The sequence below is a fragment of the Aquabacter sediminis genome (assembly GCF_028863665.1).
GTDB lineage: Bacteria > Pseudomonadota > Alphaproteobacteria > Rhizobiales > Xanthobacteraceae > L1I39.
Map to the genome: position 1 here is coordinate 177,984 of NZ_JARBFX010000009.1, position 17,758 is coordinate 195,741.

At 68.0% G+C, this 17,758-nt stretch carries 18 protein-coding genes; 14 read left to right on the plus strand and 4 right to left on the minus strand.

The window, feature by feature from the left end; all coding sequences use genetic code 11:
• Window positions 1–56 precede the first annotated feature (56 nt).
• The 7 genes from PV781_RS18415 to PV781_RS18445 are packed head-to-tail and all read left to right on the plus strand — an operon-like array spanning window position 57 to window position 5,370.
• Window positions 57–971, plus strand: a complete 915-nt coding sequence (locus PV781_RS18415) for a branched-chain amino acid ABC transporter permease (protein ID WP_209103055.1) — start codon at window positions 57–59, stop codon at window positions 969–971.
• Entirely contained in the window at window positions 964–1,974 is a 1,011-nt protein-coding gene (locus PV781_RS18420) for a branched-chain amino acid ABC transporter permease (RefSeq protein WP_274777099.1), read from the plus strand. Before PV781_RS18415 ends, PV781_RS18420 begins: the two co-directional genes overlap by 8 nt.
• Window positions 1,971–2,723: an ABC transporter ATP-binding protein gene (locus PV781_RS18425; protein ID WP_274777100.1), complete on the plus strand. Its 753-nt coding sequence runs from the start codon at window positions 1,971–1,973 to the stop codon at window positions 2,721–2,723. The genes PV781_RS18420 and PV781_RS18425 overlap by 4 nt, the downstream gene beginning before the upstream one ends.
• A gap of 13 nt (window positions 2,724–2,736) precedes the next feature.
• A complete protein-coding gene (locus tag PV781_RS18430; protein ID WP_274777101.1) occupies window positions 2,737–3,447 on the plus strand; it encodes an ABC transporter ATP-binding protein in 711 nt (236 codons plus the stop codon).
• Between the two features lie 18 nt (window positions 3,448–3,465).
• Window positions 3,466–3,660, plus strand: a complete 195-nt coding sequence (locus tag PV781_RS18435; RefSeq protein ID WP_274777102.1) for a hypothetical protein — start codon at window positions 3,466–3,468, stop codon at window positions 3,658–3,660.
• Between the two features lie 12 nt (window positions 3,661–3,672).
• A complete protein-coding gene (locus PV781_RS18440; RefSeq protein ID WP_274777103.1) occupies window positions 3,673–4,176 on the plus strand; it encodes an L-2-amino-thiazoline-4-carboxylic acid hydrolase in 504 nt (167 codons plus the stop codon).
• Window positions 4,177–4,209: 33 nt separating this feature from the next.
• Window positions 4,210–5,370, plus strand: a complete 1,161-nt coding sequence (locus PV781_RS18445; protein ID WP_274777104.1) for a M20 aminoacylase family protein — start codon at window positions 4,210–4,212, stop codon at window positions 5,368–5,370.
• A 351-nt stretch (window positions 5,371–5,721) separates the two neighbouring features.
• Here the strand turns inward: PV781_RS18445 and PV781_RS18450 are convergent, their stop codons facing one another.
• The 3 genes from PV781_RS18450 to PV781_RS18460 all read right to left on the minus strand — a co-directional run bounded on the left by PV781_RS18450 (window position 5,722) and on the right by PV781_RS18460 (window position 8,576).
• Entirely contained in the window at window positions 5,722–6,579 is an 858-nt protein-coding gene (locus PV781_RS18450) for a fumarylacetoacetate hydrolase family protein (RefSeq protein WP_274777105.1), read from the minus strand.
• A gap of 45 nt (window positions 6,580–6,624) precedes the next feature.
• Window positions 6,625–7,677 carry a Bug family tripartite tricarboxylate transporter substrate binding protein gene (locus PV781_RS18455; RefSeq protein WP_274777106.1) on the minus strand — a complete coding sequence of 351 codons (1,053 nt, stop codon included), beginning with the start codon at window positions 7,675–7,677 and terminating at the stop codon, window positions 6,625–6,627.
• A 176-nt stretch (window positions 7,678–7,853) separates the two neighbouring features.
• Entirely contained in the window at window positions 7,854–8,576 is a 723-nt protein-coding gene (locus PV781_RS18460) for a GntR family transcriptional regulator (protein WP_274777107.1), read from the minus strand.
• Window positions 8,577–8,870: 294 nt separating this feature from the next.
• On the opposite strand from PV781_RS18460, the gene PV781_RS18465 reads away from it, so the two are divergent.
• The 3 genes from PV781_RS18465 (at window position 8,871) to PV781_RS18475 (ending at window position 12,895) form a co-directional block, all read left to right on the plus strand.
• Window positions 8,871–10,094, plus strand: a complete 1,224-nt coding sequence (locus tag PV781_RS18465; protein WP_274777108.1) for an ABC transporter substrate-binding protein — start codon at window positions 8,871–8,873, stop codon at window positions 10,092–10,094.
• Between the two features lie 199 nt (window positions 10,095–10,293).
• The gene (locus PV781_RS18470) at window positions 10,294–11,289 is read left to right on the plus strand and encodes an NADPH:quinone oxidoreductase family protein (protein ID WP_274777109.1); all 996 of its coding nucleotides are present in this window, start codon (window positions 10,294–10,296) and stop codon (window positions 11,287–11,289) included.
• A gap of 31 nt (window positions 11,290–11,320) precedes the next feature.
• Window positions 11,321–12,895, plus strand: a complete 1,575-nt coding sequence (locus PV781_RS18475; RefSeq protein WP_274777110.1) for a class I adenylate-forming enzyme family protein — start codon at window positions 11,321–11,323, stop codon at window positions 12,893–12,895.
• Window positions 12,896–12,910: 15 nt separating this feature from the next.
• On the opposite strand, the gene PV781_RS18480 is transcribed toward PV781_RS18475, so the two are convergent.
• Complete coding sequence (locus PV781_RS18480) at window positions 12,911–13,750, minus strand: TetR/AcrR family transcriptional regulator (protein WP_274777111.1); 840 nt, start codon at window positions 13,748–13,750, stop codon at window positions 12,911–12,913.
• Window positions 13,751–13,942: 192 nt separating this feature from the next.
• On the opposite strand from PV781_RS18480, the gene PV781_RS18485 reads away from it, so the two are divergent.
• The 4 genes from PV781_RS18485 to PV781_RS18500 are packed head-to-tail and all read left to right on the plus strand — an operon-like array spanning window position 13,943 to window position 17,758.
• Window positions 13,943–14,704 carry an SDR family NAD(P)-dependent oxidoreductase gene (locus PV781_RS18485; protein WP_274777112.1) on the plus strand — a complete coding sequence of 254 codons (762 nt, stop codon included), beginning with the start codon at window positions 13,943–13,945 and terminating at the stop codon, window positions 14,702–14,704.
• The gene (locus tag PV781_RS18490; protein WP_274777113.1) at window positions 14,701–15,891 is read left to right on the plus strand and encodes an acyl-CoA dehydrogenase family protein; all 1,191 of its coding nucleotides are present in this window, start codon (window positions 14,701–14,703) and stop codon (window positions 15,889–15,891) included. The genes PV781_RS18485 and PV781_RS18490 overlap by 4 nt, the downstream gene beginning before the upstream one ends.
• Entirely contained in the window at window positions 15,888–16,970 is a 1,083-nt protein-coding gene (locus tag PV781_RS18495; protein ID WP_274777114.1) for a phosphotransferase, read from the plus strand. Before PV781_RS18490 ends, PV781_RS18495 begins: the two co-directional genes overlap by 4 nt.
• Window positions 16,967–17,758: an enoyl-CoA hydratase/isomerase family protein gene (locus PV781_RS18500; RefSeq protein WP_274777115.1), complete on the plus strand. Its 792-nt coding sequence runs from the start codon at window positions 16,967–16,969 to the stop codon at window positions 17,756–17,758. The genes PV781_RS18495 and PV781_RS18500 overlap by 4 nt, the downstream gene beginning before the upstream one ends.

The window sequence follows — 17,758 nt, forward strand, 5'->3', positions numbered from 1 at the left end:
CCAGGGCCCCGCCCCGGACACGCCGGCGGTCCGCGACCCGACGGAAAGGGCCCTCCGTGATCGACCCGTATTATCTGCAACAACTGGCCATCGGCCTGTCACAGGGCGTCATCTACGCCTTGATGGCCATCGGCTTCACGCTGATCTTCGGCGTGCTCAACGTGGTGAACTTCGCCCATGGCGAGGTCTACACGCTCGGCGCCTTCGTGGGCCTCATCTTCATCACCGCCTTTGCCCCGCCCTTCCTGGTGGTGCTGTTCGTGGTGCTGGCGGTGGGCGCGGCCATGGGGGTGGGGCTGGAGCGCATCGCCTTCAAGCCGTTCCGGCGGTTTTCCGACGAGGCGTCGCTGAAATCCCGGGCCATGCGGGAATCCACCCTCATGTCGTCGCTGGCGGTCTCCATCGTCGCCCGCGAGGGGCTGGAATATGCCTTCGGCTCGCAGATGCAGACGGTGCCGTTCGAGTATCTCATCAACACCCCCATCGAGATCGGCCCCATCACCATCGTCACCGGCGATGTCATCATCTTCGCGGTGGCGGCGATCATGCTGGCGGGCCTGCAATTCATGCTCACCCGCACCCGGGCGGGGCTCGCCATCCGTGCGGTCTCGGCCAATCCGCTGGGGGCCAAGTATGTGGGCATCGACACCGATCGCACCATCATCACCACCTTCGCGCTCGGCTCCATGATGGGGGCGGGGGCGGGCATCCTGGTGGGGCTCTATTACGGCGCCATCTTCCCCGCCATGGGGTTCATCCCCGGCATCAAGGCCTTCGTCGCCATGGTCATGGGCGGGCTGTCCTCCATTCCCGGCGCGGTGGTCTGCGCGCTGCTGCTCGGCCTGTCCGAGGGGCTGGCCACCACCTTCATCTCGTCCAACTGGGCCGACATGGTCGCCTATGGCTTCCTGATCATCACCCTCATCTTCTTTCCGCAGGGCCTCTTCGGAGCCGGGAGGGAACGTGTCTGATCTCATGCGCAAAGGCTGGATCGGCAAGATCCTCGTCCTTCTCGTCGTCTTCGCCCTGGTGCCGGCCTTCCTCGCCTTTTCGGGCAAGGGCTACTTCTTCCAGGTGGCGAACCTCGTCCTCATCTTCGCCCTGCTCGCCGCCTCGCTGCATCTGGTGACGGGTGCCGCCGGCCTCCTGCATCTGGGCCATGCCGCCTTCTACGGCATCGGCGCCTATGTGGCGGCGCTGCTCGGCACCGATTGGAAGATCGGCTTCATCTGGGGCCTGCCGGCGGCGGGCCTGGTGGCGGCGGCCTTCGCCTTCGTGGTGGCGCTGCCCACAATGCGCCTCGTCTCCATCTATTTCGCGGTGGCCACCCTCGCCATCGGGCAGATGATCAACACCGTGCTGCTCAACTGGGTGGCGGTGACCAAGGGGCCCAACGGCGTGATGCTGTTCTCGGGCATCAATTTGTTCGGCTTCCCGCTGAAGGCCCCGCTGGCGGTCTATTTCCTGGTGGCGGTGCTGGTGTCGGTCTCCATCTTCGTCCTGCACCGGCTGAGCCACTCTTACTACGGCAATGCCCTGCGCTCGCTGCGCGAAGACGACCAGTGCGCCGATGCCATGGGGGTGAACACCGTCAAGCTGAAGATCGAGGTGTTCACCATCTCGGCCTTCTTCGCCGGCATTGCCGGGGCGCTGTGGGCCTATACGACGGGCTATGTCTCGCCCAACGATTTCGGCTTTTCCACCTCCATCCTGATCCTGGCCATGATCGTGGTGGGAGGGCTCGGCTCGCTGCCGGGGGCAATCATCGGGGCGGTGCTGCTGATCCTGCTGCCCGAATTGCTGCGGGGCCTGGGCGACCTGCGCAATGTGATGGTGGGCCTCGTCATGTTCTTCTCCATCCTGTTCATGCCCAAGGGCCTGTTCGGCGAGGTCTCCGCCCTCTCCGTGGTGCGGCGCGGCTTTGGCCTGAAATGGCGCGGGGCGCCCTCCAAGAGCGAGGTGGGCTGGCAATGAGCCTGATCGAGATCGAGCACGTCACCCGCCGCTTTGGCGGCCTGGTGGCGGTGGACGATGTGACCACCCGCGTCGAGGACGGCGAGCTGGTGGGCGTCATCGGCCCCAACGGAGCGGGCAAGACTACGCTCTTCAACCTCATCTCCGGCTTCACGCCGCTCTCCTCCGGCACGGTGCGCTTCAAGGGCGAGACCGTGTCGGGCCTGAAGCCCTACAGGATCGCGGCGCGCGGCATGTCGCGCACGTTCCAGAACCTGCGCGTGTTCCCGAACATGTCGGTGTTCGACAATGTGTCGGTGGGAGCGGTCGGGGCCATGGGCCAGTCGGCGCTTGGCGCTGTGCTGGGCGGCGCCAAGCGGGCGGATGCCATCTCGGCCCGCACCTGGGAGGCGCTGGAGCGCGTCGGCCTCACCGACCAGGCGCAGGAACTGGCCGCCAACCTCTCCTATGGCAAGCGCAAATATCTGGAGATCGCCCGGGCGCTGGCCATGAAGCCGGACCTGTTGATCCTGGACGAGCCCGCCGCCGGCCTCAACGATTCCGAGACGGCGGAGCTTGCCCGCTTCATCAAGACGCTGAACGGCACCGGCATGGCCATCATGCTGGTGGAGCACGACATGAACCTCGTCATGGGCATCTGCTCGCGGGTGGTGGTGCTCGCCTCCGGCCGCAAGATCGCCGACGCCGAGCCGGCCATCGTGCGGGCCGATCCGGTGGTGCTGGAAGCCTATCTGGGCGTGGACGACTAAAGGGAGCGGAACCATGAGCTTACTGGAAATCCGCAATCTCACCGTCGCCATGGGCGTGCAGGAAATCCTGCACGGGGTGGACCTCACCGTCCCCGAGCGTGGCATCGTCGCCGTGCTCGGCTCCAACGGGGTCGGCAAGACCACCTTGATGCGCACCATCTCCGGCATCTATCGCGCCAAGTCCGGCACCATCCGCTTCAAGGGCGAGGACATCACCAAGCTCAAGAGCAACGAGATCGTCGCCCGCGGCCTGCTGCAGGCCCCCGAGGGACGGCAGATCTTCTCGCCCATGAGCGTCAAGGAAAACCTTGTCATCGGTGGCGGCCGGCATGGCCTCGCGGAACTGGACCGGGTGCTCGCCCTCTTCCCCAAGCTCGGCGAGCGCATGAGCCAGGTGGCGGGCTCGCTCTCGGGCGGCGAGCAGCAGATGCTGTGCATTGCCCGCGCACTCATGGCCAAGCCCTCCATCCTGCTGCTGGACGAGCCCTCCCTCGGCCTTGCGCCCAAATTCGTGAAGGGCATCTTCGACCTGGTGTCGCAGATCCGGCAGGAGGGCCTGTCCATCCTCATCGTCGAGCAGAATGCCAAGGCGGCGCTTCGCATCGCCGATCGCGCGGCGGTGCTGGACAGCGGCCGCATCCTCATCGAGGGCGAGGCGGCGACGCTGGCCGATGACCCGCGCATCGTCGAGGCCTATCTGGGCGGCCACGCCCACGCCATTTGAAAACGGAAGGGGCACCGGATGGCCAACGCATCACCCCACCCCGTCATGCCCGGGCTTGTCCCGGGCATCCACGTCTCACAGCTGGAGGAGCGGGCCGAAGCTGCGCCGCGCCCGGTCCGCGTGGATGGCCGGGCCAAGCCCGGCCATGACAGCGTCGAGGTGGATGCGGGGCTGACACGTGGCCCTTTTATCGACAGCCTGCCCCGGCCCTGAAAGGACGAGACCATGTCCGAGCAAGACGCAAAGCCTGCCGCCACTCCCGCCCCCCTCCCCATCATCGAGCGGCGGCGGATCGAGGCGGAAATCCTCAAGCATGTCTATGACGTGCTGGTGGAAAGCCAAGGCGTCGAGGTGGCCCGCGCCACGCTCGACGCCGCCGTTTCCCGCTCCGCCGTGCAGCAGGGCGCGCGGTTCCGCGCCGAGCTGGGGCGCGACCCGACGCTGGAAGACTTCGCCGCCATCCTGCCCAACTGGACGGCCAATGACGCGCTCGCCATCTCGGTGCGCCATGCCGATCCCGAGCGGCTGGAATTCGACGTCACCCGCTGCCGCTATTCGGAAATGTATCGGGAGATGGGGCTGGGCGAGATCGGCCACCTGCTCTCCTGCAACCGCGACGGGGAATTCTGCACCGGCTATAACCCGGCCATGGAACTCACCCGCACCCAGACGCTCATGAAGGGCGCCAGCCATTGCGATTTCCGCTATCGCATGAAGCCCGCCGGCTGAGCGCACCCCCGTCAAGACACACCGGAAGACACCATGAATCCCCGCCTGACCAATGAAGAGATCGCCGACGCCGTTGCGTGGCGCCGCGCGCTCCATCGCATTCCCGAACTGGCCTATGACGAACACCAGACCTCCGCCTTCGTGGCGGACAAGCTGAGATCCTTCGGGCTTGAGGTGGAGACCGGGCTCGGCGGCACCGGCGTGGTGGCGACCCTGAAGCGCGGCAATTCGGACCGCGTCATCGGGCTTCGGGCCGACATGGATGCCCTCGCCATCACCGAGGCGACGGGGCTCGATTATGCGTCGCAGCATCCCGGCCGCATGCATGCCTGTGGCCATGACGGCCACATGGCCATGCTGCTGGCTGCCGCCCGTCATCTCGCCAAGAGCGGGCGGATCGACGGCGCCGTGCGCTTCATCTTCCAGCCGGCGGAAGAAAACGAGGGCGGTGCCCGCCGCATGATCGAGGACGGCCTGTTTGAACGCTTCCCCGTGGACGCCGTCTTCGGCATGCACAATTGGCCGGACTTGCCCCTCGGCCGCGCGGGGCTGACCACCGGGGCGATGATGGCTGCCTTCGGCATCTTCGACATCACGGTGACCGGCCGCGGCGCCCATGGCGCCATGCCCCACCAGGGCGCGGACCCCATCGCCTGCATGTTCCAGATCGGCACGGCGCTCCAGACCATCGCGGCCCGCAATGTCTCGCCCATGGCCTCGGCGGTGGTGTCGGTGACCACGGTCCATGGCGGTGACGCCTGGAACGTCATTCCCGGCTCCTGCCGCATGACCGGGACGGTGCGCTGGTTCGCGCCGGCGGTGGGCGATCTCATCGAGACGCGGCTGAAGGCCATCGTGTCTGGCGTGGCGGAGGCCATGGGCTGCACCGCCACCATCGACTATCAGCGCCGCTATCCGGCCACCATCAACGATCCGCAGGAAGCCCGCTTCGTGCAGGACGTGGTGCGCGACGTCTCGCCCGTTCTGACGCTCGACGAGACCATCGAGCCCAGCATGGGCGCCGAGGACTTCGCCTTCATGCTCCAGGAGCGGCCCGGGGCCTATATCTGGGTGGGGCAGGGTGGCGGCCACGGCCTCCACTCGCCCACCTACAATTTCAACGACGACGCCTTGCCGGTGGGCGCCGCCCTCTGGGTGGCCATCGCCGAGAAGAAGCTCACTCCGCCGGCCTGAGGCGAGGGCGGGTTTTGCCCGCCCCGCCCCTTGCTCGGGCCTGAGCCGGCATTCGCGCCGCTGCGGTTGCCTGTGCTGGCGGCCGCACTCCCGGCCGCGCGCCGGGGACGGCCGAGACGGGCCCGGCCATGACGGAAGGGTGAGGGCGCGCAGGGCGGGCGCATTGGGTCTTGCCCTCGTGCCCTCTTATACCCCGTCATCCGCGGGCTTGACCCGCGCATCCACGCCTCTCCGCCCGCATTCCCGTTGGAATGGCGCGCCCGGCGCGTCCCCGTGGATGGCCGAGACAGGCCCGGCCATGACGGAAGAGAGGGCGCGCGCCCCTAGGCCGCAGCGCTCAGGAAGTGGCGCTCACGCCGCCTCGTCGATCACCGGGTTGCGCAGGATGCCGATGCCGGAAATCTCCACTTCCACCGTGTCGCCGGGCTTCATCCAGAGCGGCGGGGTGCGCTTGGCGCCGACGCCGCCGGGGGTGCCGGTGACGATCACATCGCCGGGCTCCAGCGTCAGCACGGTGGAGCAATAGCGGATCAGGGCGGGGATGTCGGTGATCAGCAGATCGGTGGTGGAATGCTGCACCACCTGCCCGTTGAGGCGGGTTTCCAGCGTCAGGCGGCTGGGATCGGGGATTTCGTCGGTGGTGACCAGCCAGGGGCCGAACGCGCCTGTATTGGCGAAGGTCTTGCCGGCCAGGAACTGCGACGTGTGGCGCTGGTAGTCGCGGATGCTGCCCTCATTATAGCAGGAATAGCCGGCGATGGCGGCAAGGGCATCTTCTTCCCGAATGCGCCGTCCGCCCCGGCCGATCACCAGGGCCAGCTCGCCCTCATAGTCGAAATTGTCGGATTCCAGCGGCTTCACGATGGGCTGGAGATGGCCCACCTGGCTTTCGGGATAGCGCGAGAACAAGGCCGGGTTCTCTGTCACCGTGCGGCCGGTCTCGGCGACGTGGTCGCGGTAGTTCAGGCCGATGCAGATGATCTTGCCGGGATCGGGGATCACGGGCAGCAGCGCGACGTCCGCCAGCTTCAGCGACGGCGCGGCGCTCTCCGCGACGGCGCGGGCCTCGTCCAGGGCATCGGCGGCGATCAGCGTGCGCAGGCCGGTGATTCCGCGCGCGCTGAAATGCCCGGTCAGATCGACGATGGCATCGCCCTTGACGACACCGAAGCCGGCGGTGTCGCCGGCCTTGAAGGAAACGAGCTTCATGGGAGACCTATGTGAGGGGTGGGGAGGGAAAAGAGGGTGCGGCAGCTATTGCTGCTGCCGCTGGATGCCGCGGGCATCGATGACCTTGTTGAAGTCGGCGATCTCCCGCCGGATACGGGCGGCGAATTCCTCGCCGGTGCTGGCGGTGGCGTTGGCGCCGAACTTGGCGAGCTCCTGGGCGAAGCTGTCGGAGAGCACGATGGCGGTGATCTCGGTGCGCAGCTTCTCCACCACGTCCGCCGGGGCGCCCTTGCGCATGGCAAGGCCGAGCCAGGATTCATAGGAAAGCCCCGGCACGATGTCACCGGAATAGGGCACCTTGGCCATCTCCGGCGGCACCTTCTTGGAGGTGACGGCGAGGGGACGCACCGCGCCGGCCTGCATCTGCGGCAGGGCGAAGGTCATGGTGTCGATCATCATGTCCACACGCCCGCCGAGGAAGTCGGGCAAGGCGGCGGAACTGCCGCGATAGGGCACGTGGACGAATTCGGCGCCCGTGGCCGCGCTCAGCCACTCGCCGAGCAGATGATGGGCGGTGCCTTCGCCCACCGAATAGTAAGTCAGCGTCTTGGGCTTGGCCTTGGCGGCGGCGATGATCTCCACGAGGCTCGCATAGGGCGAATCCGGCCGCACGCCGAACACCATGCCGTAGGTGGCGGCGGTGGTCAGCCAGTCCAGGTCCTCCACCGGATCAAAGGGCATGCTCACCCGCATGGCGGCGGTCACCGAATGGGCGCTGGCAAGCAGGAGCAAGGTGTAGCCGTCGGCGGGCTGGCGCAGCACCTGGCTGGTGGCCAGATAACCGCCGGCGCCAGGCTTGTTTTCAACCACCACCGGCTTGCCGAGCCGGGCCGACAGTCGCTCGGCCACAAGGCGCGCCACCGTGTCGGAACTGCCGCCGGGCGCAAAGCCCACCACGATCTTCAGCGGACGGGACGGATAGGCCTCCTGCGCCTGCGCCCGGGGCGTCACGGCAAGGGCGGCGGCGACGGCGAGACCCGCCAGCGCCACCTTGGCGGCATGGGCCTTGAACGCACGGGCGATGCGGCGAAGCGCGGGGGACGGCGGGGCGGTGCCGCTCAACATGCTGGTCTTCATGGCGTTTCCTGTCCTTTTGTTCTTGGTGCCTGATGGCGTTGGGCCCCGCCGTCGCCGGCGGCGACAGGCGGGGTAAGCGCGGGCGATCGCCCGCAGGGGATGCGGGACGCGTCCAGGACCTCCGGCGGACCGGCGGGAAATGGGACATGCCGGGCCGCAGCCGCCCCGGCATCGGGTCACAGCGCCGCGCGCGCAATCTCCATGGTGCGGCGGTAATGCTGGGAGAGCGCCTCCACGGCCCCGTCGGCATCGCCGGTGAGGACCGCCTCGACGATCACATCATGCTCCTGCGACACGCTGCGCACGGAGGACGGACCTTGCGCCTGCACGGACAGCCGGCGATAGCGCTCGGAATGGGCATAGAGGGTGCTGCGGAAGCGCATGAGCCAGGGCGAGCCGCACGCGTCCAGAAGCGTCAGGTGGAAGCGCTCATGCTCCTCCGCCCAGGCCTCGTTGGTCTCGTCCGGCTTGTCGGGGCGCCGGACGGGGATGGCGGACAGGCGCGCATGGCTGGCGATCACCCGTTCGCGCCAGTCCGCGCCGCCATTTTCCATGGATTGGCGCAGCGCCGTTCCTTCCACCAGGATGCGAGTCTGTGTCACGTCGGCGAGATCCTGCGCGCTCACAGGGGAGACGCGAAAGCCCTTCTGGTCGACGGACGTGACGAAATTGTCCGAGAGCAGGCGCACCAGCGCCTCGCGCACGGCGGTGAGACTCACCCGCAGACGGCTGGCAATGGCGGCCGCGCGCAGGGGCTGGCCACCCTTCAGCGCGCCGGTGAGCACCTCAGAGCGCAATTGCAGGAAGACGGCGGAGGTCACGCTGCGGGGCGGCTCCTCGCCCGGTCGCATCACCTGCTGCATGTCGCGTCCCGCACCCAGCACCTGCGCCTCCGTCATCGATCTGCGGTGTTAAAATATCGATATTGCATATTTCGCGGGCAGTCAATGCGGTGGCGCTGCATTCCGTGCGGCGGGGGGCATGCCGCGAAGGCGGCCGCCGCCGATGAGGGCGTCCCATTCCTGTCCCGCCCCGGCGGGCTCCGCCTTGACAGTTATTTACCCACGAGTATATTTTAGGTCACACAAGAAATTAAATTACTCACGGGAATACGATGCGGCGCCCTGTGCTCCGCCCCTTCGCCGGTTGGCGGCGGGCAAGATCGTGCCCCTGGGAATGATGGGGAGAGAAAATTGAGCCGTTTGCAGCATTGGACGTCGCTGGCCACCTTGGGTCTCCTGCTCGCCGCCGCTCCTGCCGCCGCCGAGATCCCGGCGCGGGGCGTGAAGTTCGGCCTGCTCACCGACATGAGCGGCGTCTATGCCGATCTCACCGGACCCGGCTCGGTGGAAGCCCTCAAGATGGCCATCGAGGACTTCGGCGGCACCATTGATGGCAAGCCCATCAATCTCGTGGTGGCCGATGGCCAGAACAAGGCCGACGTGGGCGCCGCGGTCGCCCGCCGCTGGGTGGACGAGGAGAATGTGGACGTCATCGCCGAGGTGCCGAACACCGCCATCGCCCTGGCGGTGCAGGAGATCACCCGCGAGCGCAAGAAGGTGCTGCTGAACACGGGCGCCGGCTCCACCGTCTTCACCAACAAGGCGTGCTCGCCCACCTCTTTCCACTGGGTCTATGATTCCTACGCCATGGCCAATGGCACCGCCCGTTCGGTGGTCGCGGAAGGGGGCAAGACCTGGTATTTCGTGACCGCCGACTATGGCTTCGGCAAGTCTCTGGAAGCCGACGCCACCGAGGTGATCGACGCCAATGGCGGCAAGGTGCTCGGCAACGCCCGCGCGCCCCTCAACACGCCCGATTTCTCCTCCTTCCTACTCCAGGCGCAGTCTTCGGGGGCGCAGGTGATCGCGCTTGCCAATGGCGGCGTCGACACCATCAATTCCATCAAGCAGGCCAATGAGTTCGGCATCGGCACCGGCAAGCAGCGCCTCGCCGCCATGGTGTTCTTCATCACCGATATCCATGCGCTCGGCCTGGAGCGGGCCAAGGGCCTGCTGATGACCACCGCCTTCTACTGGAACATGGATGACGAGACCCGCGCCTGGTCCGAGCGCTGGTCGAAGCGCATGGGCGGGCGCAAGCCCACCTCGCTCCAGGCCGGCCTTTACTCCGCCGCTCTGCATTATCTGAAGGCGGTGAAAGCGGCCAATTCCACCGATGGCGAAGTGGTGGCGGCCAAGATGCGCGAAATGCCGGTGAAGGACATGTTCGCCCGCAACGCCTCCATCCGCCCCGATGGCCGCATGATCCACGACATGTATCTGGCCCAGGTGAAGTCCCCGGCGGAATCCAAGGGGCCGTGGGACTATATGAACATCCTGCGCACCATCCCCGCCGCCGAGGCTTTCCGCCCCCTGTCGCGCAGCGAATGCCCGCTGGTGGCGGCCGCCAAGTGAGTGTTGGCCAGGCGCGATCTGGCCGAATACCTATGGGCTGAGCCCGCGCCGGCAGATCGCTTCCTCCCGATCTTGCCCACTCATCCATGCCCGGCCTTCACCCCTTGGGCCGGGCATGGATGCCTTTCTTGGAAGAGGAACCACGGATGGCCGTGGCTTCCGCGGCCATTGATCCGCGTGTCATGAAAAGGTCCGCCTGATGAATGCCGATGCCACTGCGCACATGCGCGCCTGGCGGGTCCACGCCGTGAACGAGGACGGCGCCATGGCGCTGGACGACCTCCCGATTCCGCAGGCCGGCCCCGGCGAATGCGTGGTGCGGGTGGAGGCGGCGGGGGCCAACTTCCTCGACACGCTGATGATCCGCGGCCGCTACCAGGTGAAGCCGCCCCTGCCCTTCACCCCCGGCGTCGAACTGGCCGGAACGGTGGTGGCGCGGGGCGCGGGCTGCCGTTTCCAGGAGGGCGACCGCATCTGCGCCCTGGTGGATCACGGCGCCTATGCCGATTATGCCAGGGTCGGCCCGGTGGGCGCGGAATTGGTGCCGCCGGACTTTTCCTTGACCGAGGCGGTGGCACTCCCGGTGGTCTATCCCACCGCTTATGTGGCCCTCCATGACCGCGCCGGCCTGAAAGCCGGTGAGACCGTGCTGGTGCATGCGGGGGCAGGGGGCGTGGGGTCAGCCGCCATCCAATTGGCACGCCATGCGGGCGCCCGCGTCATCTCCACCGCCGGGGGGGCGGACAAGGTGGCGCTGTGCCTGGAACTGGGCGCGCACGAAGCCATCGACTATGCCGCGGAGCCCGTCACCGAGCGCGTGCGCGCGCTGACAAGCGGGCGGGGCGTCGACGTGGTGGTGGACCCGGTGGGCGGCACCGTGGCGCTGGAGAGCCTGCGGTGTCTTGCCTGGGGCGGGCGCCTCGTGATTGTCGGCTTTGCCGGTGGAACGGTAACGGAGCTTCCCGCCAATCGCCTTCTCCTGAAGAATGCAGCCGCGCTCGGCGTCTATTGGGGCGAATACAGGCGGCATCATCCCGAGAAGGTGCCGCACATCTATGCGGAACTGTTCGAGCTGCGTCGGGCCGGTGCCATCCGCCCCCTGGTGCGCGACATCTTCCCCCTGGCCGAAGCGCCCGCCGCTTTGAAGGCCTTGGGCGAACGGCGCACCGTGGGCAAGGTGGTGCTGGTGCCGTGACGGGCGCCACAAGAAAAACGGGGAGGAGCGGATGATCCGCCGCGAAGTGCATTTCGGGCGCGTGGTGCCGGCCTTTGTGGACCGGCCCCGCAATGTGCATGCCTTTTTCCGGGCGCGCGTCGCGCAGACCCCGGACGCTTTGGCGCTGGTGGATGGCGACCGGCGTTTCACCTATGGCGAGCTGGACGCCCGCGCCGAGCGCCTCGCCGATGGGCTCGTGGCGCGCGGCGTGCGCAAGGGCGAGCGGGTGGCGACGCTGATCGGCAACCGGGCCGAGGTGGTGGAAGTCTCGCTCGCCTGCGCCCGGCTTGGCGCCATCCATGTGCCCCTCGACATCCGCCAGCGGCGGCCGGAAATCGCCTATGCGGTGGCCCAGAGCGGGGCCATGGTGCTCCTGTTCGATGTGGCCCATGGGGGCGAGTTGCCGGATGCTTCCGAGACCCCCGAGCTTGCCGTCCGCGTGGCGGTGGGCGGATCGCATGAGGGTAGCGTGCCCTATGACGCGCTGTTCGCGGCGCCCGCCCGGGAACCGGGCCCCGACGTGGAGGAGGAAGACCCCTTCTGCATCCTCTACACCTCCGGCACCACCGGGCGGCCCAAGGGCGCGGTGCTGACCAATCTGGGCGTCGTCCATTCCTGCCTTCACTACCGCCATGCGGTGGGCATCGCCGGCACAGACCGCATGGTGCTGGCCGTGCCCTGCTCGCACATGACCGGGCTGATCGGCGTGATGCAGACGGCGCTCGCCTTCGGGGCCGGGCTCATCTTGATGGCGCAGTTCAAGGCCCGCGCCTTCCTGGAACTGGCGGAGCGCGAGCGCATGAGCGCGGTCATCATGGTGCCCGCCATGTATAATCTGTGCCTGCTCGATCCGGACTTCGACCGCTTCGATCTCTCCTCCTGGCGCATCGGCGCCTTCGGCGGCGCGCCCATGCCGGAGCCCAATGCAAGGCGGCTGAAGGAGAAGTGCCCCCGCCTCGATCTCTTCAACGTCTATGGCGCCACCGAGACCTCGTCCCCTGTCGCCATCCTGCCCCGTGATGCGCCCATCGAGCGGCTCGATTGCGTGGGCAAGCTCATGCCCTGCATCGATTTGCGGGTGATGGACGAGGACGGGCGCGAAGTTCCCCCTGGAGCGGCCGGCGAATTGTGGATCGCGGGCGCCTCCGTGGTGCCCGGCTACTGGAAGAACCCGGAAGCCAACGCCACCGCCTTCACGGGTGGCTACTGGCGCTCGGGCGATGTGGGCTCCATGGATGGGGACGGCTATCTGAAGGTCTTCGACCGCAAGAAGGACATGATCAACCGCGCCGGCTACAAGGTCTATTCGGCGGAGGTGGAGAGTGTGCTGATCGACTTCCCGGGCATCACGGAGGCCGCCGTCGTGGGCTTTCCGGACCCGGTGCTGGGCGAGCGGGTGGCCGCCTTCGTGGTGGGCGGCCGGGCCGACGAGGAGGATCTGCGCCGCCACTGCGCCCGGTGCCTGTCCGACTACAAGGTGCCCGACCGCATCGTCCTCATGGAAGAGGGCCTGCCGCGCAATCCAAATGGCAAGGTGCTGAAAGCGCGACTGCGCGAGGAGGCCGCCGCCTTCGTGCGGCGGTGATCCCGATTGGACCGTTCAGGACGGCTTGCGGGGCGCGCGCGGCGTCTTCGGGCCTTTGGGAGCCTCGGTCGTCTTGCGGGCCCGGGCGGTCCGGGGAGCGGCTTTTTCCCCGCTGTCCTGGGTCACCTCCGCGCGCGGTTCGGCCGGGGCCTTTGCCTTGGCGCTCGCCCGCGCCTTCTTCGCGGGCGGTGCCACCGATCCCGTGTCCGGGCGCGCCGCCACGGGCTGGGGCGCGGGGGCCGCGTCGCGGTTGCCGGCAATGCCGCGCGTGAGGATCTCCACCATTTCCGCCGCCACCTCGGCGCTGGATTTCGGCCCGTTGGGATCGAACCAGCGCGCCGGCCAGTTCAGCGCGCCGGCGAGCGTGAAGGCGATCATGCGCGGATCGCCGGGCGCGATGGAGCCGTCTGCAATGCCCTCCGCCACCAGAGCACGCATGGCGCGGTCGATCTGCCCCTTCAGGGCCCGGAAGGTCTTGGCGCTCTCGGGCGAGAGAACCTCGTCGCCGGTGCGGATCACGCAGCGACCGAAATCGTCCATGTTGATTTCGGCGAAGCGGCGCAGGAAGGCCTGGAGGCGCGCCAGGCCGTTGCCCGAGGCGGCCCGCGAGCGCTCGGCGGCTTCCAGCACTTGGTCCAGGCCGAAGGTCACGCACTCCAGCAGCACCTGATCCTTGTTGCCGAGATAATGGTAGATCGTGGGCTTCGTCACCCCGAGACGCGCCGCCACGTCGTCAAGCGAAGTGGCGTGGAAGCCGCGCTCGTTGAAGAGCCGGGTCGCCGCCCGCATCACCGCGAACCGCTTCTCCTCGCGGTCCCGCTGCCGTTGCGCGGATGTCCGGAATGGGGTCGCCACGTCGCCCACGTCTCGTTCCTCTCGTCAGTCCCGGTGCCTAGTTGACATCATACCTGCTCGACTTCAATATACCCACAAGTAAATAATATCCAAATTGGTATATCCGAAACTCCGGCCGTATCGCGGCATGGGCGACGAACAGGGGTGCCGCGGGCCGGGTCGGGCCGCGCGGGAATGGGAGCGGGAGCGCAAATGAATTTGAAGAACATCGGAGCCATCGTGACCGGCGGGGCCTCCGGCCTTGGCGGGGCCACCGCCGCGCGGCTCGCGGCGAGCGGGGCGCAGGTGGTCATCTTTGATCGCAACGAAGAGATGGCCGCCGCCCATGCCGACGCCATTGGCGGCCATGCGGTGGCGGTGGACGTGACCGACGAGGCGGGCGTCTGCGCCGCGCTGGACGAGGCCGAGGGGCTCATCGGCAAGGCGCGCATCCTGGTGAACTGCGCCGGCATCGGCCCGCCCGCCAAGGTCATCGACCGCCACGGCAAGGTGCTGCCGCTGGCCGAGTTCAAGAAGATCATCGACATCAATCTCATCGGCACCTTCAACGTGCTCGCCCAGTTCGCCGGCCGCCTGCACACGGCAGAACCCGTGGGCGAGGAGCGGGGCGTCATCATCAACACCGCCTCGGTGGCGGCCTTCGATGGCCAGATCGGCCAGGCCGCCTATTCCGCCTCCAAGAACGGCATCGTGGGCATGACCTTGCCGCTGGCGCGGGAATTCGCACGCTACGGCATTCGGGTGGCCACCATCGCGCCGGGCATCTTCATGACGCCCATGCTCTCCGTGCTGCCGCCGGAGGCGCAGGCCTCGCTGGGCGCCCAGGTGCCCTTCCCGAGCCGCCTCGGCGACCCCGACGAATATGCCCGCCTGGTGGAGAGCATCGTCACCATTCCCATGCTGAACGGCGAAGTCATTCGCCTGGACGGCGCCATCCGGATGGCCCCCAAATGAGCACCATTTCCGCCGAAGAGGCTAATGCCATCGCCGATCGCGTGGAGCGCTTCGTGCGCGACATCGTGGTGCCCTATGAAAAGGACCCGCGCCGCGATCATCACGATTGCCCGACCGACGACCTGATCGCCGAACTGCGCGGGAAGGCGCGGGCGGCGGGGGTGCTCACCCCTCACATCCTGCCCGACGGCCGGCATCTCAGCCACCGCCAGACGGCGCAGGTGCTGCGCCGCTCCGGCCTCTCGCCGCTCGGGCCGCTCGCCTGCAATACGGCGGCGCCCGACGAGGGCAACATGTATCTGCTCGGCAAGGTGGGCAGCCCGGCGCTGAAGGAGCGCTTCCTCGCCCCGCTGGTGGCGGGCACGGCCCGCTCCGCCTTCTTCATGACCGAGCCGGCCAGCGAGCAGGGGGCGGGCTCCGACCCGTCCATGATGATCACCACCTGCCGGCAGGACGGCAATCACTGGATCATCGACGGCCGCAAGGCGTTCGCCACCGGCGCGCCGGGGGCGGCCATCGGCATTGTCATGGCCAAGTCGGAGGATGGCGCCTGCATGTTCTTGGTGGACCTGCCGGACCCCGCCATCCGCATCGATCGCATCCCCAACACCATCGACAGCTCCATGCCCGGCGGCCATGCGGTGCTGACCATCGAGGGGCTGCGGGTGCCGGCGGACCAGATGCTCGGCCAATCGGGGGAGGGCTTCACCTATGCCCAGGTGCGCCTGGCCCCCGCCCGCCTCACCCATTGCATGCGCTGGCTCGGCGCCTGCACCCGGGCGCACGAGATCGCCACCGACTATGCCAATCGCCGCAAGGCCTTCGGCAAGGTGCTGATCGACCATGAAGGCGTCGGCTTCATGCTGGCGGAAAACCTCATCGACCTGAAGCAGGCCGAACTGATGATCGACTGGTGCGCCGATGTGCTCGACACCGGCTCGCAGGCCATCAACGAAAGCTCCATGGCCAAGGTGGCGGTGAGCGAGGCGCTGATGCGCGTCGCCGACCGCTGCGTGCAGGTGATGGGCGGCACGGGCGTTACCTCCGACACCATCGTGGAGCAGGTGTTCCGCGAGGTGCGGGCCTTCCGCATCTATGATGGCCCCACCGAGGTCCACAAATGGTCGCTGGCCAAGAAGATCCGCCGCGACTGGAAGAAGACCCAGCCCGAAGAGGCCCATTCATGAGCCTGTCCGCTCCCGCCGCCTTGGGCGAGGCGGCCAATGCCGGCACGTCCGACGTGCGCGCCGGCTTGCGCTTCGACGAGGCGCGCCTTGCCGCCTGGATGGCCGAGACGGTGGAGGGCTTTGCCGGTCCCCTGCGCGTCTCCCAGTTCAAGGGCGGCCAGTCCAACCCCACCTACCGGCTGGACACGCCCGCGCGCTCCTACGTGCTCCGCCGCAAGCCGCCGGGCGAGGTGCTGCCCGGCGCCCATGCGGTGGACCGCGAGGCACGGGTGCAGACGGCGCTGGGCGCGGTGGGCTTTCCCGTCGCCCGCATCCATGGCCTGTGCACCGATCCGGACGTGATCGGCTCGGACTTCTATGTGATGGACTTGGTGGAGGGGCGCATCTTCTGGGACGCCACCTTCCCGGACGTGCCCCACGCGGACCGGCCGCTCTATTTCGCCGCGATGAACGAGACCATCGCCGCCCTTCATCGCCTTCATCCGGCGGCGCTGGGGCTCGCAGATTATGGCAAGCCCGGCAATTATTTCGCCCGCCAGATCGCCCGCTGGTCGCGGCAATATCTGGCGGACGAGCTGGCCGGGCGTGATCCGCGCATGGATGCGCTGGTGGAAGCGTTGCCGGGGCTCATTCCGCCCGGCGACGAGACGACCATCGTCCATGGGGATTTTCGCTGCGACAACATGATCTTCCACCCCACCGAGCCGCGCGTTCTGGCGGTGCTGGACTGGGAATTGTCGACGCTGGGACACCCTTTGGCGGACTTTGCCTATCACGCCCTCATGTACCGGATGCCGCCCCACATCGTGGCGGGCCTCGCGGGGGCGGACCTTTCCGCGCTGAATATTCCCTCGGAGGCGGACTATGTGGCCGCCTATTGCGAGGCGACGGGGCGGCAGGGCATCCCCAACTGGGATTTCTACCTCGCCTTCAACCTCTTCCGCATGGCCGCCATCTTCCACGGCATCAAGGGCCGGGCGCTGCGCGGAACCGCCTCCTCGCCCCATGCGCGGGAGCGGGCGGAGAGCTTCACCGTGCTGGCGGCGCTGGCTCATGACGCCCTGGAGGCCTGCCGATGACCCCGCCGCTTCTCGTTACCGTCGCGGGGGCGGTGGCCACCTTGACGCTCAACCGCCCGGTCGCCGGCAACACCATCGACCTCCCGCTTGCCCGCGCTCTGCTGGACGCCGCCATTCAATGCGACCAGGACGCCTCTATCCGCTGCGTGGTGCTCACGGGCACCGGCAAGCTGTTCTGCGGTGGCGGCGACCTGGGCGGGTTTTCGGCGGCGGGGGAGGGGATTTCCGGTTATCTGAGCCTGCTGGCGGGCACGCTGCACATGGCGGTCTCCCGCTTCATGCGGATGGAAAAGCCGTTGCTGGTCAAGGTGAACGGCCCGACCGCCGGCGCCGGTCTCAGCCTCGCCATCTCCGGCGACGTGGTGCTCGCCGCCCGCTCGGCCCATTTCTCGGCGGCCTATGGCGCGGTGGGGCTGACGCCCGATGGCGGCATGTCCTTTCTGCTGCCGCGCCTCGTGGGGCTCAGGAAGGCGCAGGAGATCATCCTCACCGGCCGCCGCATCGGCGCGGAGGAGGCCGAGCGCATCGGCCTTGTCACCCGCACAGTGGAGGATACCGAGCTGGATGCGGTCGTCCAGGCCCAGGCCGAGGCGCTGGCGGTGGCGGCCACCGGGGCGGTGGGCGCGGCGCGGGCGCTGCTCCTGGAAAGCTACGGCACGGGGCTTGAGGCCCAATTGGAGCGGGAGGCCCGCGCCATCGCGGCCGCCGGCTGCTCTGCCGATTGCAAGGAAGGCGTCGCCGCGTTTCTGGAGCGGCGCAAACCACACTTTTCGGGGAAGGAACGCTGA